Annotated in this window: 13 protein-coding genes, 1 tRNA gene and 1 pseudogene; 7 read left to right on the forward strand and 8 right to left on the reverse strand. The window is 65.6% G+C overall.

All coding sequences use genetic code 11. The features are described 5' to 3' along the window. Positions 1-14: 14 nt before the first annotated feature. Entirely contained in the window at positions 15-584 is a 570-nt protein-coding gene (locus M1E17_RS14230; protein WP_457962657.1) for a single-stranded DNA-binding protein, read from the reverse strand. Between the two features lie 216 nt (positions 585-800). Here M1E17_RS14230 and M1E17_RS14235 point away from each other — a divergent pair. Continuing rightward, positions 801-873: transfer RNA gene (locus tag M1E17_RS14235), tRNA-Arg, on the forward strand. Positions 874-1,338: 465 nt separating this feature from the next. Here the strand turns inward: M1E17_RS14235 and M1E17_RS14240 are convergent. Further along, the gene (locus M1E17_RS14240) at positions 1,339-2,565 is read right to left on the reverse strand and encodes an ROK family protein (protein WP_457962658.1); all 1,227 of its coding nucleotides are present in this window, start codon (positions 2,563-2,565) and stop codon (positions 1,339-1,341) included. Positions 2,566-2,835: 270 nt separating this feature from the next. Here M1E17_RS14240 and xylA point away from each other — a divergent pair, with 270 nt between their 5' ends. Next, complete coding sequence (gene xylA / locus M1E17_RS14245; protein WP_457962659.1) at positions 2,836-4,023, forward strand: xylose isomerase; 1,188 nt, start codon at positions 2,836-2,838, stop codon at positions 4,021-4,023. An 89-nt stretch (positions 4,024-4,112) separates the two neighbouring features. Continuing rightward, positions 4,113-5,534: a xylulokinase gene (locus M1E17_RS14250; RefSeq protein WP_457962660.1), complete on the forward strand. Its 1,422-nt coding sequence runs from the start codon at positions 4,113-4,115 to the stop codon at positions 5,532-5,534. Between the two features lie 116 nt (positions 5,535-5,650). Here the strand turns inward: M1E17_RS14250 and M1E17_RS14255 are convergent, their stop codons facing one another. Genes M1E17_RS14255 through M1E17_RS14265 form a run of 3 tightly spaced genes read right to left on the reverse strand, consistent with a single transcriptional unit; the run spans position 5,651 to position 8,888 of the window. Beyond that, a complete protein-coding gene (locus M1E17_RS14255) occupies positions 5,651-6,508 on the reverse strand; it encodes a sugar phosphate isomerase/epimerase family protein (RefSeq protein WP_457962661.1) in 858 nt (285 codons plus the stop codon). Continuing rightward, entirely contained in the window at positions 6,505-7,719 is a 1,215-nt protein-coding gene (locus M1E17_RS14260; protein ID WP_457962662.1) for a dihydrodipicolinate synthase family protein, read from the reverse strand. Before M1E17_RS14260 ends, M1E17_RS14255 begins: the two co-directional genes overlap by 4 nt. Continuing rightward, positions 7,719-8,888, reverse strand: a complete 1,170-nt coding sequence (locus tag M1E17_RS14265; protein ID WP_457962663.1) for a Gfo/Idh/MocA family protein — start codon at positions 8,886-8,888, stop codon at positions 7,719-7,721. Before M1E17_RS14265 ends, M1E17_RS14260 begins: the two co-directional genes overlap by 1 nt. A gap of 201 nt (positions 8,889-9,089) precedes the next feature. Here M1E17_RS14265 and M1E17_RS14270 point away from each other — a divergent pair, with 201 nt between their 5' ends. Together M1E17_RS14270 and M1E17_RS14275 are read left to right on the forward strand one after the other, a co-directional pair. Continuing rightward, a complete protein-coding gene (locus M1E17_RS14270; protein WP_457962664.1) occupies positions 9,090-10,184 on the forward strand; it encodes a LacI family DNA-binding transcriptional regulator in 1,095 nt (364 codons plus the stop codon). Positions 10,185-10,186: 2 nt separating this feature from the next. After that, positions 10,187-10,945 (forward strand): alpha/beta hydrolase, encoded by a 759-nt coding sequence (locus tag M1E17_RS14275; RefSeq protein ID WP_457962665.1) that lies wholly within the window; start codon positions 10,187-10,189, stop codon positions 10,943-10,945. Here M1E17_RS14275 and M1E17_RS14280 read toward each other — a convergent pair. Continuing rightward, on the reverse strand, positions 10,921-11,715 hold the full coding sequence (locus M1E17_RS14280) for a sugar phosphate isomerase/epimerase family protein (protein WP_457962666.1): 795 nt from the start codon (positions 11,713-11,715) through the stop codon (positions 10,921-10,923). The two genes, M1E17_RS14275 and M1E17_RS14280, sit on opposite strands and share 25 nt — an antisense overlap. A 139-nt stretch (positions 11,716-11,854) precedes the next feature. Between M1E17_RS14280 and M1E17_RS14285 the strand changes: the two genes are divergently transcribed. After that, positions 11,855-12,532 (forward strand): GNAT family N-acetyltransferase, encoded by a 678-nt coding sequence (locus M1E17_RS14285; protein ID WP_457962667.1) that lies wholly within the window; start codon positions 11,855-11,857, stop codon positions 12,530-12,532. Positions 12,533-12,607: 75 nt separating this feature from the next. Here the strand turns inward: M1E17_RS14285 and M1E17_RS14290 are convergent, their stop codons facing one another. After that, entirely contained in the window at positions 12,608-13,510 is a 903-nt protein-coding gene (locus M1E17_RS14290) for an aldose 1-epimerase family protein (RefSeq protein ID WP_457962668.1), read from the reverse strand. A 97-nt stretch (positions 13,511-13,607) separates the two neighbouring features. Continuing rightward, a pseudogene (locus M1E17_RS14295) lies at positions 13,608-14,052 on the reverse strand (M24 family metallopeptidase). A gap of 204 nt (positions 14,053-14,256) precedes the next feature. On the opposite strand from M1E17_RS14295, the gene M1E17_RS14300 reads away from it, so the two are divergent. Then, positions 14,257-14,964 (forward strand): DNA alkylation repair protein, encoded by a 708-nt coding sequence (locus tag M1E17_RS14300; protein ID WP_457967762.1) that lies wholly within the window; start codon positions 14,257-14,259, stop codon positions 14,962-14,964. Positions 14,965-15,004 lie beyond the last annotated feature (40 nt).

Raw genomic sequence — 15,004 nt, forward strand, 5'->3', positions numbered from 1 at the left:
AGGCAGCTCCCTGGCTAGGCAGTTGCGTCCGCGAGTTCCCCCGTTTCCGGATCGACCGGGATGAGCTCTCCGTTGGTGTCCTCCAGGTAGATCGCTGTGGATCCGTCGCCGTCCGGGTCCTCCCCGGCCTCGCCATTGCCGGCGTCGCGGGCATCCTCCGAATCTGCGGGGAACGCGCCCACGGACTGGGCTTCTGCACCCTGTTCCGAAACCAAGTACGGGCCTTTGGACGCTGTGCGGATGTAGTTTGCTGAGCCCCACATCAAATCGTGGCCTACGGATTCCGCGTCAATTTCGGTGGCATAGTAAACCCGCCCCTCCTTCTCCCAGCTCCGGAGCTTCAAACGTCCCACAACGATCACGCGCTGGCCCTTCTTGATGCTGCAGCCCATGTTTCCCGCGAGCTGGCGGTAGCCCTGAACCGTGAACCAGTTGGTGTTGCCATCGACCCAGGCGCCCGAAGCGCGGTCGTAGTGCCGGTCCGTGGATCCAAGGCGGAAGGAAGCCGTGCCGACGCCGCCTGGGGTTGTGGAGCTTTTGATTTCCGTGGCGACGAAGCCACGGACCGTAATGTTGTCACTCATCTTCGTGTCCTGTCTCGAATGGTCTTGCCTTAGCGGCACAACCAGCTTTGCGCGGCCAGCGGGAGGCCGGGAGGGACGGACTGCCGTATGTGCATAAAGGGCCAGGAAAGGGCCCTGTTGAGGACAAGTGCAGACGGGCAGGGATGATGACACCGCCCGCCCGCCGGGCAATGTAAACTTCTTTTTGCGCCGGACTTCAGGCCCGGTTGCCAACGTGCCCCAGTAGCTCAGGGGATAGAGCAGCGGCCTTCTAATCCGCCGGTCGGGGGTTCGATTCCCTCCTGGGGCACACAGAAAAGCGGCTCTGGCATGGGGAATTACGTGTCAGAGCCGCTTTTGTTTTCGGAATTTACCTCCCCCGCCGGCGCGGAGCACAGGTCGCAGCGGCCGACAAACTGATGCGGGCAATCCATGGGTTCTGATTCATCGCCCGTAGGCACGGTGACATGCATGTCATCCCTCCCGCTTCGGAAGTGGCCCCGCGTCCCGGAGCCTTGTGGACAGGTAACGCGATGATGGCGCCGGCGGTGACCGAAGTGAGGGACGCTAGCCCTTAATCCCGCCGGCAGCACCAGTTAACCGATTATTCCGACAGGATGCACGAGTAGCCAGTACTCGAGTTTTTGGCGCATGACCACGGGTCTCAAACGACACGTTGATGTCCCGGGCTGACCTCCTGCACCCTCAGCAACGCAAAGCAGCCCCTCGATGGTGTGGTTCGCCTCGCCCAGCTTCCCTGCACGTGGCCCGCAGACTATGCCTGGAGCCTGTGCGGGGCCTCAACGAGGGACCGCACCACGCTGCCGGCGGTCCCGAGGAGTGCACCGGCCTCCCCCACGGCGGACAGGCTGATCTGTTCAGGCGGAACTTTTCCGGGGGCATAAGTGGTGAGGCTTGCCGCGAGCGCAGGCCGGAGCCAGTCGGCCAGGAGGGCAAAGTGGCCGCCAAGCACCACCGATGAAATGTTGAGCAGCCTTGCCGTGGAGGCGATCGCCACCCCAAGGTAGTGCCCGGCACGGGATACTGCCGTGACTGCCGCCGGGTCATCCCTGCTGAGCGCTGCCAGCAGCCGAGCCACACTCTCGGATCTTGAGAGTGCGGCCTGCCCCCAAGCGCCATCGGGCTGCTGAACCGGTCCGGGATCCGTGATGTCCGCGCCTATGCCGGCGGCCGCAAAAATTGCGTCCTGGCCGGCAATGGTTTCCAGGCATCCAGTTCCGCCGCAGGAGCAGACAGAACCTTCCGGATGGACAACCACGTGTCCGAGTTCGCCTGAATGGCCGTCCGGCCCAGTGAAAAGCTCCGAACCGATCACCAAACCTCCACCGACGCCCACTTCGCCTGAGACAAAGACAAAGTCAGTGCCGGCGGCTGACCGGTACCTGAGCTCGGCAAGGGCCGCTGCATTGGCCTCATTAAAGAGCCGGGTGCCCAAGGGCGCCCCGGGAAGAAGAGATCCAAGGTCCAGGACCTCGGAGTCCCAGCCGAGGTTGGGTGCCATGATCACTGTCCCGGTCCTGTCGTCAACAAGGCCCGGAACTGCCAGCCCCCCGCCCAGCACTGTGATGCCCTGGGCCACTGCCGCCTCCCGAAGTTCCGCGGCCAGCCCGGCCAGCGCGGCCACTACAGCACCGGCGGGAATGTTCCGGTTGTCCCGCTCACGGGTTTCATGCGCCAGCAGGGTGCCCGAAAGATCCACCACGCCGGCTGCGATGTAGTCAACGTTGATCTCCATACCCATCACGGCCCGCGCCGGATTCAGTTCCACTCCCACGCCCGGACGCCCGCGCTCACCCTGGGGGTTCAGCCCGATTTCCCGGACGATACCGGCATCCAGCAGATCCAGGACCAGGCTGGACACCGAGGCCTTGGTGAGCCCGGTGGCAGCGGCTATCTGCGCCCGTGTGAGATGGCTTCCGGAGGTAGAATGGGCAATCCGTCCCAAGACCAGGGCCAGGTTGCTTCTGCGGACGTCACTCATGCTGCCCGGACCTCCGACGTCCAGCCCTCCAGCCAATTGCCCGCGGGACGCCGCCGTCGAAGGCGCCGCCATTGAAGACCCGGTTGAAGCCGCAATTGAAGATGCCATTGAATCCGCCAAACCAGCCTCCTCGCGTGAAGTGGGCCTCTCCAGCATGCCCGTTCCTATTGACCTTAGCTCATTCCCGCTTATATAGTTCAAGCGATAAACTAACTCGCGGATTTCGGTTCTGCCCGGTACTCCCGCTCACCCACGACGCAAGGACGCATCATGACAGCTTTGCCCACACCCGAAGACAAATTCACTTTCGGCCTCTGGACTGTTGGCTGGACCGGCGCTGACCCCTTTGGCGTGGCAACCCGCCAGGCCCTGGATCCCGTAGAGGCCGTCCACAAGCTCAGCGAGCTGGGCGCCTATGGAATCACGTTCCACGACAACGACCTGGTCCCCTTCGACGCCACCGCCTCGGAGAGCGAACTGATCCTGAAGAACTTCCGCGCCGCCCTCACGGAGACCGGCCTCAAGGTCCCGATGGTCACCACCAACCTGTTCAGCCACCCCGTCTTCAAGGACGGCGGATTCACCTCCAATGACCGTTCCATCCGCCGCTTTGCCCTCAGCAAGGTGTTGCGCAACATCGACTCGGCCGCAGAATTCGGCGCCGAAACGTTTGTTATGTGGGGCGGCCGGGAAGGCAGCGAATACGACGGCTCCAAGGACCTCTCAGCCGCCCTGGACCGGATGAAGGAAGGCGTGGACACAGCCGCGGCCTACATCAAGGAAAAGGGCTACAACCTCCGCATCGCCCTGGAACCCAAACCGAACGAGCCCCGCGGCGACATCTTCCTCCCCACCGTCGGGCACGGCCTGGCCTTCATCGCCCAGCTCGAACACGGCGACATTGTGGGCCTGAACCCGGAAACGGGGCATGAGCAGATGGCCGGGCTGAACTTCACCCACGGCATCGCCCAGGCCCTGTGGGCGGGCAAGCTTTTCCACATCGACCTCAACGGCCAGCGCGGTATCAAGTACGACCAGGACCTCGTCTTCGGCCACGGCGACCTCACCAGCGCCTTCTTCACCGTGGACCTGCTCGAAAACGGCTTCCCCAACGGCGGACCGAAGTACAACGGCCCCCGCCACTTCGACTACAAGCCCTCACGCACTGACGGCTACGACGGCGTCTGGGAATCAGCCAAATCCAACATGTCCATGTACCTGCTGCTCAAGGAAAGGGCCCTCGCCTTCCGCGCCGACCCCCAGGTCCAGGAAGCACTCGCCGCCTCAGGCGTCTTCGAACTCGGCGAATCCACCCTGGCCGCCGGCGAATCCACGGCGGACCTCCTGGCGGACAGCAGCGCTTTCGAGGACTTCAACGCCGATAAGGCCGCCGAACGTTCCTTTGCCTTTGTGCGGCTGAACCAGCTGGCCATCGAGCACCTGCTTAACGCCCGCTGAGCCAGCCAAGGCCAAACCAAGAATAGGCGTACCACCACTCTCCGCCGCCGGGTCCCGGGCCCGGCGGCGGACTTCAGAAAAGGTTCCCCATGGCACTCATAGCCGGCATCGACAGCTCCACCCAGTCCTGCAAGGTGGTGATCCGGGATGCGGACACCGGCCTCCTGGTCCGGCAGGGAAGGGCGGCCCACCCTGATGGCACCGAAGTCCATCCGGACGCCTGGTGGGACGCGCTGCAGCAGGCCATCGGCCAGGCCGGCGGGCTGTCCGACGTTGCCGCCGTGTCCGTGGGCGGCCAGCAGCATGGCATGGTGTGCCTGGACCGGGACGGCACCGTCATCAGGCCCGCACTGCTATGGAATGACATCCGCTCTGCCCAGGCCGCAGTGGACATCATCACCGAAGCGGGCAAGGGAGACCCCGCTGCCGGGGCAAGGCACTGGGTTGAAGCCACAGGCACCGTCCCGGTGGCTTCACTGACGCTGACCAAGCTGCGCTGGCTGGCGGAGAACGAGCCCGGAAACGCCGCCCTGGTGGCCGCCGTCTGCCTCCCCCATGACTGGCTCTCCTGGCGTCTGGCCGGGTTCGGGCCAGGAAGCGGTGAGGCAGGACTGGCCGCTCTTCGCACCGACCGCTCCGACGCTTCGGGTACCGGATACTACTCCGCTGCTGCGGGCGAGTACCTCACAGACGTCCTCGAAAAGGCGCTGGGCCACGTTCCCCGGCTTCCCGCCGTCGTTGGCCCGCTGGACATCGCCGGGAAGACGCCGGCAGGCGCGCTCATCGGTCCCGGCGCCGGGGACAACGCCGCCGCTGCCCTGGGTGTTGGCGCCGGAGTGGGTGACGTGGTGCTGTCCCTCGGCACCTCCGGGACAGTATTTGCCGTCTCCTCAACCCCGTCGGCTGATGCCTCCGGGCTGGTGGCAGGTTTCGCCGACGCCACGGGCAACTACCTGCCGCTGGCGTGCACCCTGAACGCAACGCGGATCTTCGATGCCACCGCTGCCCTGCTGGATGTCACCCTGGATGAGTTCAATGCCCTGGCACTGGCGGCCACCCCGGGAGCGGGAGGGCTCACCCTCGTTCCCTACTTCGACGGCGAGCGCACGCCGAACCTGCCCAACGCCACGGGATCGCTGCATGGCCTGACGCGTGAAAACTTTACGCCGGAGAACTTGGCCCGTGCCGCCGTCGAGGGTGTGGTCTGCTCCCTCGCCGATGGGCTTGCGGCACTGCAGGCACAAGGAGTCCAGGCCCGGCGCATCATCCTGATCGGCGGCGGGGCACAGTCGCCGGCCGTCCAGCAGGCTGCCAGCCAGCTGCTGGGCTTGCCAGGCATTGTTCCGGCACCGGGAGAATATGTTGCCGACGGCGCCGCACGCCAGGCCGCTGCTGTGCTCACCGGGGCTTTCCCCGGCTGGGGAACTAAAGCGGTGGAATTCAGCGCCCAGGCTTCCGACGGCGGCATCCTGGCCAGGTATCGCAGGCACGCCGGCGCTTACCTGGCCTAGCTGCCACGGCAGACAGCAGACAGAAGGACCTGCCCCGCCATGCGGTGCAGGTCCTTCTGGTGGTGGGGCGCGGGCCCCGGCCGTGACGTTAGCAGGGGCCCGCGGTCTGGATCAGGTCAGGCGTACGGCAGCACCAGGTCTGCGTACCGCTGCTTGATGGTCTGCAGGACGCTGTCGCCGTCAGCATCCCAGATCTCCTGATTAAAGATTTCAACTTCAATATCGCCGGTGTACCCGGCATCGCGCACCCAGGTGCCAATTGTCGCGAAGTCGATGACGCCGTCGCCCATGAAGCCCCTGGACAGCAGCGGGTCCGCGGCGATGGGCATGTTGAAGTCGCAGACCTGATAGGAGGCCAGCCGGTTTTCCCGGCCGGCGCGTTCTATCTGCGCCTTCAGTTCCGGGTCCCACCAGACGTGGAAGGTGTCGACGGCGACGCCAACATGCTTGGCGTCATACGGCGCGGCAAGGTCCAGGGCCTGCCCCAGGGTGGAGATCAGGGCACGGTCCGCGGCGTACATGGGATGCAGCGGCTCCAGGACCAGGCGGACGCCGTTCCCTGCCGCGAAGGGCACCAGGTCAGCGAGGCGGTCGGCCACACGCTGCCGGGCGGCGACCACATCCTTCTCCCCTGGCGCGAGCCCGCCAACCACCAGGAACAGTTCCTGCGTGTCCAGCGCAACAGCCTCGAGGACGGCGGCACGGTTGTCCGCCAGCGCCGCGGCCTGGCCTTCCGCGTCGGCAGCGGTCAGGAAGCCGCCGCGGCATAGGGAAGAAACCCGCAGGCCGGCATCCTTGATGAGCTTGGCTGCCTTGTCCAGGCCTGCCTCCTCGACGCGGTCCCGCCACGGACCGATGGCGGGCAGTCCGGCGCGGACGCACCCCTCCACCGCTTCAGCGAGCGTCCACTTCTTGGTGGTGGCGGTATTGAGGGAGAGGCGTGCAAAAGGGGACGGTTCTGGGTTCGCTGTCATACGCCTACTCCGTTGATCCGCAGGTAATCGGACATCCTGAAGGCTGCGAGTGCCGGATCCTTCAGCAGCCCGGCCTGATCGGCCAATTCGAAGGTTTTGGCCAGGTGGCATACGGAACGCCCGGAGTGCAGGCCGCCCACCATCTGGAAGCCCGGCTGCTTGCCGTTGAGCCAGGACATAAAGGCGATGCCTGTTTTGTAGTAGAAAGTGGGCGCACTGAAGATGTGCTTGCCCAGTTCCCGCGTGGAATCCAGGATGGCGCGGCCCTTGGCGGCGTCACCGGCGTCGTAGGCCTGCAGTGCCACCGAGGCTGCCGGGTAGATGGCCGCAAAGATGCCCAGCAGGGCGTCTGAGTGGTGGCTGCCGTCGCCATCGATCAGTTCCGGGTAGTTGAAGTCGTCGCCTGTGTAGAGGCGGACGCCTTCGGGAAGGGCCGCGCGGAGCGCCACTTCGTGGCTGGCATCGAGAAGGGAGACCTTGACGCCGTCCACCTTGTCCGCATTGTCACGGATAAGGCCCAGGAAGGTTTCGGTGGCAGCAGCGACGTCGCCGTTCCCCCAGTAGCCGGCCAGGGCGGGATCGAACATGGTGCCCAGCCAGTGCAGGATAACGGGCTGCTCCACTTCCTGAAGCAGCGTGGAATAGACACTGAGGTAGTCTTCCGGGCCCGATGCGACCTTCGCCAAAGCCCGCGACGCCATCAGGATGACCTTCGGCCCCGCCTCCGTCACTACTTCGATCTGCTCGCGGTAGGCGTCCAGAACCGCTTTCAGGCCGGCTTCACCGGCAGGCAGCGATGCGATGTCCAGCTGATCCGTGCCCGCGCCGCAGGAAACGAGGTCACGCACGGTCTTGCCGGCCGTGGCGGCGTTCCCGGCCGAAACCACTGCTGCGGCTTCGACACCTGTCCGCTTGATGAGCTGCTGGGTGGCTGGCCAGTCCAGGCCCATCCCGCGCTGGGCGGTGTCCATGGCATCGGCCACACCCAGCCCGTAGGACCAGAGTTCATGCCGATATGCCATGGTGGCATCCCAGTCGAGGCGTGCCGGCGCACCCGGGGTGTTGTCCGCCAGGACTTCGGGAATCACATGCGCGGCGGCGTAGGCACGGCGCGAGGTGAGCGGGACCATGGGCCGTGCCCAGGACGTACCGCCCTGAAGCCGGTACTCCCGGGTTCCGCCGTCGTGGGAGGGAAGAATGAGTGAGGTCATCAGAGCGTGATCTCCGGGATGTCGATGGTGCGGCGTTCGTCGTTGGACTGCAGGCCGAGCTCGGCGAGCTGGACGCCGCGGGCGGCTGAGAGGAGGCCAAAGCGGTGTTCGCGGCCTGCCACAACGTCGCGGAGGAACTCTTCCCACTGCAGCTTGAAACCGTTGTCCAGCTCAGCATTGGCCGGGACTTCCTGCCACTGGTCGCGGAAGGATTCCGTGACGGGCAGGTCCGGATTCCAGACCGGCTTGGGCGTGTGGGCACGCTGCTGGGCCACACACTTGTTCAGGCCTGCAACGGCGGAGCCATGGGTGCCGTCGATCTGGAATTCCACAAGTTCGTCCCGGTAGACGCGAACGGCCCAAGAGGAGTTGATCTGGCCGATGACGTCGTCGCCGCCCGGGGTTTCCAGTTCGAAGATGCCGTAGGAGGCGTCGTCGGCGGTGGCCTTGTATTCCTTGCCGGCTTCGTCCCAGCGGGCCGGGATGTGCGTGGCGGTCTTGGCGTTGACGCTCTTGACCTTGCCGATAATGCCCTCGAGGACGTAGTTCCAGTGGCAGAACATGTCAGTGGTCATTCCGCCGCCGTCTTCCTTGCGGTAGTTCCAGGACGGGCGCTGGGCGGCCTGGATGTCGCCTTCAAAGACCCAGTACCCGAACTCACCGCGGATGGAGAGGATGCGGCCGAAGAAGCCTTCATCCACCAGGCGGCGGAGCTTGACCAGGCCCGGGAGGTACAGCTTGTCGTGGACAACGCCGGCCGTGACGCCGGTTTCCTTGCCGATGCGGGCCAATTCGATGGCTTCCTCAAGGGTTTCCGCCGTGGGCTTCTCGGTGAAGATGTGCTTGCCGGCCAGCATGGCCTTCTTGAGGGTGGCTGCCCGGAGGCTGGTCATGGAGGCATCGAACACGATGTCAACGGTGGGATCGTTGATGACAGCATCAAGGTCGGTACTCCACTCGGACACCTTGTGCTTTTCGGCAAGCTCGCGGATCTTGGCTTCGTTCCGGCCCACCAGAATGGGTTCGATCTGAACCCTGGTGCCGTCCTCCAGGGTGAAGCCTCCGGCGTCGCGGATGGGAAGGATGGAACGCAGCAGGTGCTGCCGGTAACCCATCCGTCCGGTGATGCCGTTCATGGCGATGCGGATCGTCTTTGTTTCGAAGCCCATGTGTCCTCCACGGTGAGTGAGCAGTAGTTACTCAAGCTGATCTGGGAAAGCGCATTCCCACTAGTTCTATGATGCACCTGGCGCAGCTGAATTGGCAAGCGCTTTCCGAAAGGTTCCTGAAACTGCCATAATGTGGTCAGCGTGAATCGCGCATCTATGGTGCGTCTACAGGACCATAACCAAGCAGGAACAGGAGTTGCCGTGGCTGCAAGTACCCTCACCGAGGTGGCCCGGCTTGCGGGCGTCTCGCCCGCCACGGCCTCCCGTGTTCTCAACGGCTCGGCACGGAAGCCGGGCAAAGACATCGCGGACCGGGTCCGGCAGGCGGCGGATTCGCTTGGCTACATTCCCAATGCCCAGGCGCAGGGCCTGGCAAAGTCAAGCTCAGGCCTGATCGGGCTCATTGTCCATGACATCGCCGATCCTTATTTTGCCGCGATTGCCCGCGGCGTGCAGGAAGCGGCGCGTGAGCAGCGAAAGATGGTGCTGCTGGCCAGCACTGAAGGCGCTCCCGCGGGTGAGAAGGAGGCGGTGGCGGCCTTCGCGGCCCGCCGGGCCGATTCCATCGTGATCGCGGGTTCGCGCTCGGCCCGGCCCGAGGACAGTGAGGGCAACGCCGAACTGGCCGCGGAACTGGACCGATACTGCCGCAACGGAGGCAGGGTGGCAGTGGTAGGCCACGCCGTGGTGGGCGCCACAGCAACCGACGGCTACCACGTGGTTCCGGTGCCGAATGAGGAACTGGCCGCCAACCTTGCCGTTGAGCTCGCCGCCTCGCAGGAAGACCACTTTGTCATCATCGGCGGCCCGGAAGGCCTTTTCACCTCCGATGACCGGGTACGCGGGTTTCAGCGAGGGCTTGCACAGGCAGGAAGGCCGGCCGCCGAAGTCCTGCGGACCGCCTTCAACCGTTCCGGGGGCTATGAAGCAGGCCTTGCACTGGCCGCCCGCATCAAGGCTGCACGGGACGGCAGCGGCACCGATCCCGGCAGCAGCCGGATGTGTATTTTCGCCGTGAACGATGTCATGGCCATCGGGGCCGCCGCGGCGCTGCGTTCCGAAGGCCTCCGCATTCCCCGCGACGCCACCATCGCCGGCTTTGACGACATCGAGACCCTGCGGGACTTCCGTCCTGCCCTTTCCACCGTGCACCTCCCCCTCGAGGAGATCGGGAGACTCGCCGCCCGCAGTGCCGCCGGCGCCCGCGCAGGCTCCGGCGCCGGAAAGGACGACGACGACGCGTGGTCCATCTCGGGCCATGTCACGCTTCGGCGCAGTACTGAAACGGCCGCCTAAGGATGCTTCCAGGTTCCCTGACGGCAGCGTGCGCCGCGGGCAGTTCCGGCAGTGGTGATGCCAGGCCCGCCATGCTCATCCTCCCCGGAGGAGGCTATGCGGGCCAGGCCGGCCATGAGGCGGAGCCTGTGGCGGAGTGGCTGGCATCCCTGGGAATCCATGCGTACGTGCTGCGGTACCGGGTGGCACCGCACCGTCATCCGGCGCCCTTGGAGGACGCCAAGGAGGCACTCCTCCAGATCCGCGAGGGGAGCCACGGGCTTGCGGTGGACAGCGCCCGGGTGGGCGTGCTGGGCTTTTCCGCCGGCGGCCATCTTGCCGCGACACTGTCGACGGCGGCGGCCACGGGAGATTCCACGCTGGATGTTCCGGGAGCCATACCCGACCTGACGGTACTTTGCTACCCGGTCATCTCGTACACAGATGCTGTCCATCAAGGCTCGGTGGACAACCTTCTCGGCGACTCTCCGTCGGCGGAACTGCTGGAGGCTGTCTCTGCAGACCGCCAGGTCACCTCCTCCACTCCCCCGGCCTTTCTGTGGCACACGGCGGATGACGCCGCCGTGCCGGCTCACCACAGCCTGGCCTACGCCACGGCACTGGTCCGGGCCGGCGTTCCGGCGGAGCTCCACGTCTTCCCGCACGGGCGCCATGGGCTGGGGCTTTCCCCTGATGACCGGGGGCCGGACCAGTGGACTTCCCTGTGCGCAAGCTGGCTGACGCGGTGGGGCTGGACTCAGTCCTCGCCCAACGTGATGTGATTCAGGAAATCGGCGTCACGGCCCACGTTCGCCGGAAGGTCCTCCGCAACGAACTCGAGCATCATGTCACAAGGCCGTCCGGCTTCGCGCAGGATGTCGGCCACTGACTGCCAGAGCTGTTTTCGGCCGCTGAGCGGCAGCCGTTCCTGCTGGGGCCACCAGGAGAAGCAGTGCACTCCCGAGACGTACGGGAGGACTGTGTGCAGGGAGGCCAGCGCCGCCTGGTCTGAGAGTCCGACGGCGGGCTGCCAATAAGTCCGCACGTTGTCCCGGTCCACCTGCTTCACCAGCTGCAGTGCGGTGCCCGGGGTGTCGGTGAGGGTTCCGCCATGGTATTCAAAAGCGATGTCCAGACCTCGTTCACCGGCAAGGTCCGCTACCCGCCGGGCGTCCTGGACCACCTGATCCCACACGTCCGCGCCGGCGTCGGCCGAACCCTGCCCACCCGCCCAGACCCTGATCCTGGGGGCACCGAGACTGACGGCGAGATCGGCGGGAAGGGAGAAATCGCCGAAGCTGCCCACGCGGTAGTACGAACCCAGCGACAAAACTTCCAGCCCGGCCGCCGCAGTTGCCTCCCGCGCCTCGGCCGCGGATCCTGCATCACGAATGTGGACATCCGTACCCCACTCGATGCCGGCCAGGCCGGCATCCGCGGCAGTTTCCACCACTTCCCGGATACTGCTCTGGCGCAGGGTCACGGAACATATCCCGGGGGTGAGGCGGGACCTGTTCCAGTCCGCCAGTCCGGTGTGCTCTTCAGGAGTCATCGACGTTCTTTCCGTTGCAGCAGGCCCCGGCCGGAGGAAGCGGGAGGGGAGGGATCGCAGTCCACATTATCGGGAACGCGCTTGCCAAGTAAACCGTGCCCCCAGGGATTAACTGCACTGCAGGGATTAACCTGTAGGCATGAAAAATCAGCCAGCCGGACCACTGGCCACCACCGCGGCTGAGTGGGAAAGCGTGGAGCGGCTCTTCGGAACGCGCGGAGAGCCGTCCCGCTGCTGGTGCCGGTACTTCACGCTGACAGGCCCGGAATACTCGGCACTTGATCCGGCCGCCCGCAAGGCACAGTTGAAGGAGAGGTTCGACGCTGGCACCCCTGCACCAGGTGTCCTTGCCTACCGTGACGGGGAACCTGTGGGCTGGTGCGCGGTGGAACCCCGCGAATGCTACCCACGAGTCCTCAACTCGCAGTTGCTGCGGCGGGCGCACGCCGCGGCGGGCGACACCGGCGCGGACGCCGACGAAGCCACCGACGAACCCGTCACCGGCGAACAGGCCGCCGGAGGCGGGGCAGCAGCCGGGGGCCGGGTGTCCATCTGGGCCGTCACCTGCTTTGTGGTGGATCCCCGGCACCGCCGCAGCGGTGTGGCCGCCGCCCTGCTGGAGGCCGCCGTCGAGCACGCCAGGACTAACGGTGCCCGCATTCTGGAGGGCTACCCCGTGGATCCCTCGCTGAGGCCAAAGGCGGGAGCCTCGGATTTGTACCACGGAACCCTGAACCTGTTCCTGGCGGCCGGGTTCAAGGCTGTCAGCAGGGCTGTCCCGGGCCGGGCAGTGGTACGCCTCCAGCTGGATCGTTGACCATCCGCAGGAACTGCGGTTGGTCCCCGGTTGGCCCGTCGGTGGCGCCTCGGTTTGCAGCCCGCAGGCCCGGCGTTAGCTGAGCGTCCGGATGGTCCAGCTGGCTTCGTGGGATTCGCCAGGCTGAAGGTGGATGACGTCGGTGCCCGAGTTGAAGGCGTCCGGCGGGCACGTCATCGGTTCAACGGCGAGGCCCAGCCTGTCCTTGCCGGACGGCTTGTCTGCGGTGTGCACCTGCACCCACGGCCATTTCCGGTCCCATTCCAGCTCCACTCCGGTTCCCGCCGGATCAAGCAGGCGGACGGCAGCGCGTTCCTGGTTGTCCCAGCTGATGCCGGTGAAGGCGTGGTCGATCTTTACTGCGCCAAGGCGCCGTGCGGTCCGGAAATCGAACTCGTGTCCTTCCACGGCCTTGATGCCTACCGGGAGGAGCCTGTCCGGCGTTACTTCCATGAATTCCTGCGCCGGCAGCTCCAGGGTCCATTCATCCAGCGGGGAGGAACCGGCCAGCAGGTAAGGGTGCGGACAAACACCGTAGGGTGCAGGAGCCAGTCCCGCGTTGAGTGTGTGGACGGTGCAACGAAGTCCGTCGTCGGAGAGCCGGTAGGTGACGGTGACCTCCAGGCCGGTGGGGTAGGCATCACTGGCGTCCACCGTGCAGCCGAGCGTGACCGAACTGGTGTCCTTCTGCCGGAGCTCCCAAGGCGCTCCGGGGACCAGGCCGTGGAGGGCCGATCCACGTTCCGGCTCATTGAGTTCTGCCTGGAAGCGCTGCCCGGCGTAGCTGTAGGAGCCATCAGCGAGGCGGTTGGGCCAGGGCGCGCAGACGACGCCGCGATAGTCCGGGATTGCCCCTTCCGGCCCGAAGGTGACCACCAGGTGGCGCCCTTCATGGCTGAGCTCTCGGAGCGCCCCGCCGCGGGTGGTGATGATGGCCGAATACGGCCCGAATGAAATGCTGTGTTCCGTATCCTGCATGGTGTGGATCCTCTGCGTTCCAGCGAGTTGTTAGCGCTAACTAGAATAGCGCAATCAGACCCTGCCGCGGGATATTTTCGGGACAACGCCGGAAGCGCTACGGGCGAGTCAGGACCACCGGGCCCCCGGCCGTAATGGCAACAGTGTGTTCACTGTGGGCCGCCCTGCGGCCGTTGGCTGAGCGCAGGGTCCATTCGTCGTCGTCGTGGTAATAATCGTCCTTGCCGCCCAGGATGAGCATGGGCTCAATGGCTATGACCAGGCCTTCGGTCAGTTTGACTGTTGGGGATACCGTGCACCACTGCATCATTGACGCTCGTGCAGATAACGCCTGGGAACGGGACGGACGCCCAGCGCGGGTGATAGCCCAGGAACGCGGGCTTCGCCCCGGCCTTGGCGATGGTTTCCGCAGCCAGCCCATCCAGGTCAACAAGTGACACGCCGACCCCGGCGGCCTCCCGGACCGCCGCAAGGGCGTTCGCGACAACGCGCCCCGCCTCACGCATCAGGGCGATCTGCTCCGGGGTTTTGATCATGGACATGGGGAAACCTCCGGTGTTGGCGGCGCGGGCCGCGGCGTTTGCCTTCCCCCACTCTAGGCTGCAGTACTCCGGGCCTACTGTGCCGGCGAGCGGCAAGGGACCCGCAACACCCGGTAACCACTCTGGCCACGGCCGGTTGTGCAGCATCCCGGTCCGTAGGGTGCTCTTGGGCCTGAGCTGCCCGCTGGCTAGAGTTGCCGCATGATGAGCACAGCGATTAACGGGAGGCTGCTGGCCACGATCCGCAAGTCACTGGTGGAGCACGCTGATCCTGTACGCGCGGCTGGAGTGCAGGCGTATATGAAGTCCGCTGTTCCGTCCTTGGGCGTCAGGGTCCCCGATGTCAGGCGGCTGACGGCGGCAGCTGCTGCCGACTGCCCTTTCGACTCCGCGGAGCAACTGCGCTCCACCGTGCTGGAACTTTGGCGCAACGCTGCCTGGCGCGAGGAGCGCTATGCGGCGATCGACCTTACGGGCCTCCGCATCGCGGCCGGAGATCCCCTGATGCTGCCTGTCTATGAGGAAATCATCCGCAGCGGCGCCTGGTGGGACTTCGTTGACGGGGTGGCCCAGCGGATCTGTGACCTGCTGCAGGCGCACCGGCCGACGATGACCGAGGTGCTGCGGAGCTGGAGCAGGGACGGGGATTTCTGGATCAGGCGGGCTTCCATCACTGCCCAGCTGAAGGCCAAGGCCGCCACCGACATCGAACTGCTGCGTGACGTCATCGAGGCGAACCTGGCGGATCCGGAGTTCTTCGTCCGGAAGGCCATTGGCTGGTCGCTGCGGGAGTATGCCAAGACCAATCCGGAGTGGGTCAGGTCCTTTGTGGCTGAACACAGCACGGAGCTCAGCCCGTTGTCCCGCCGGGAAGCGTTGCGGAACCTGGAGCCTGCCGTCCAGCCCAAGTAAGTAGCGCGAACTGTCGTTTTGGAGCCTCAATACGACAGTT

The sequence above is a fragment of the Arthrobacter sp. D1-29 genome (assembly GCF_054130585.1).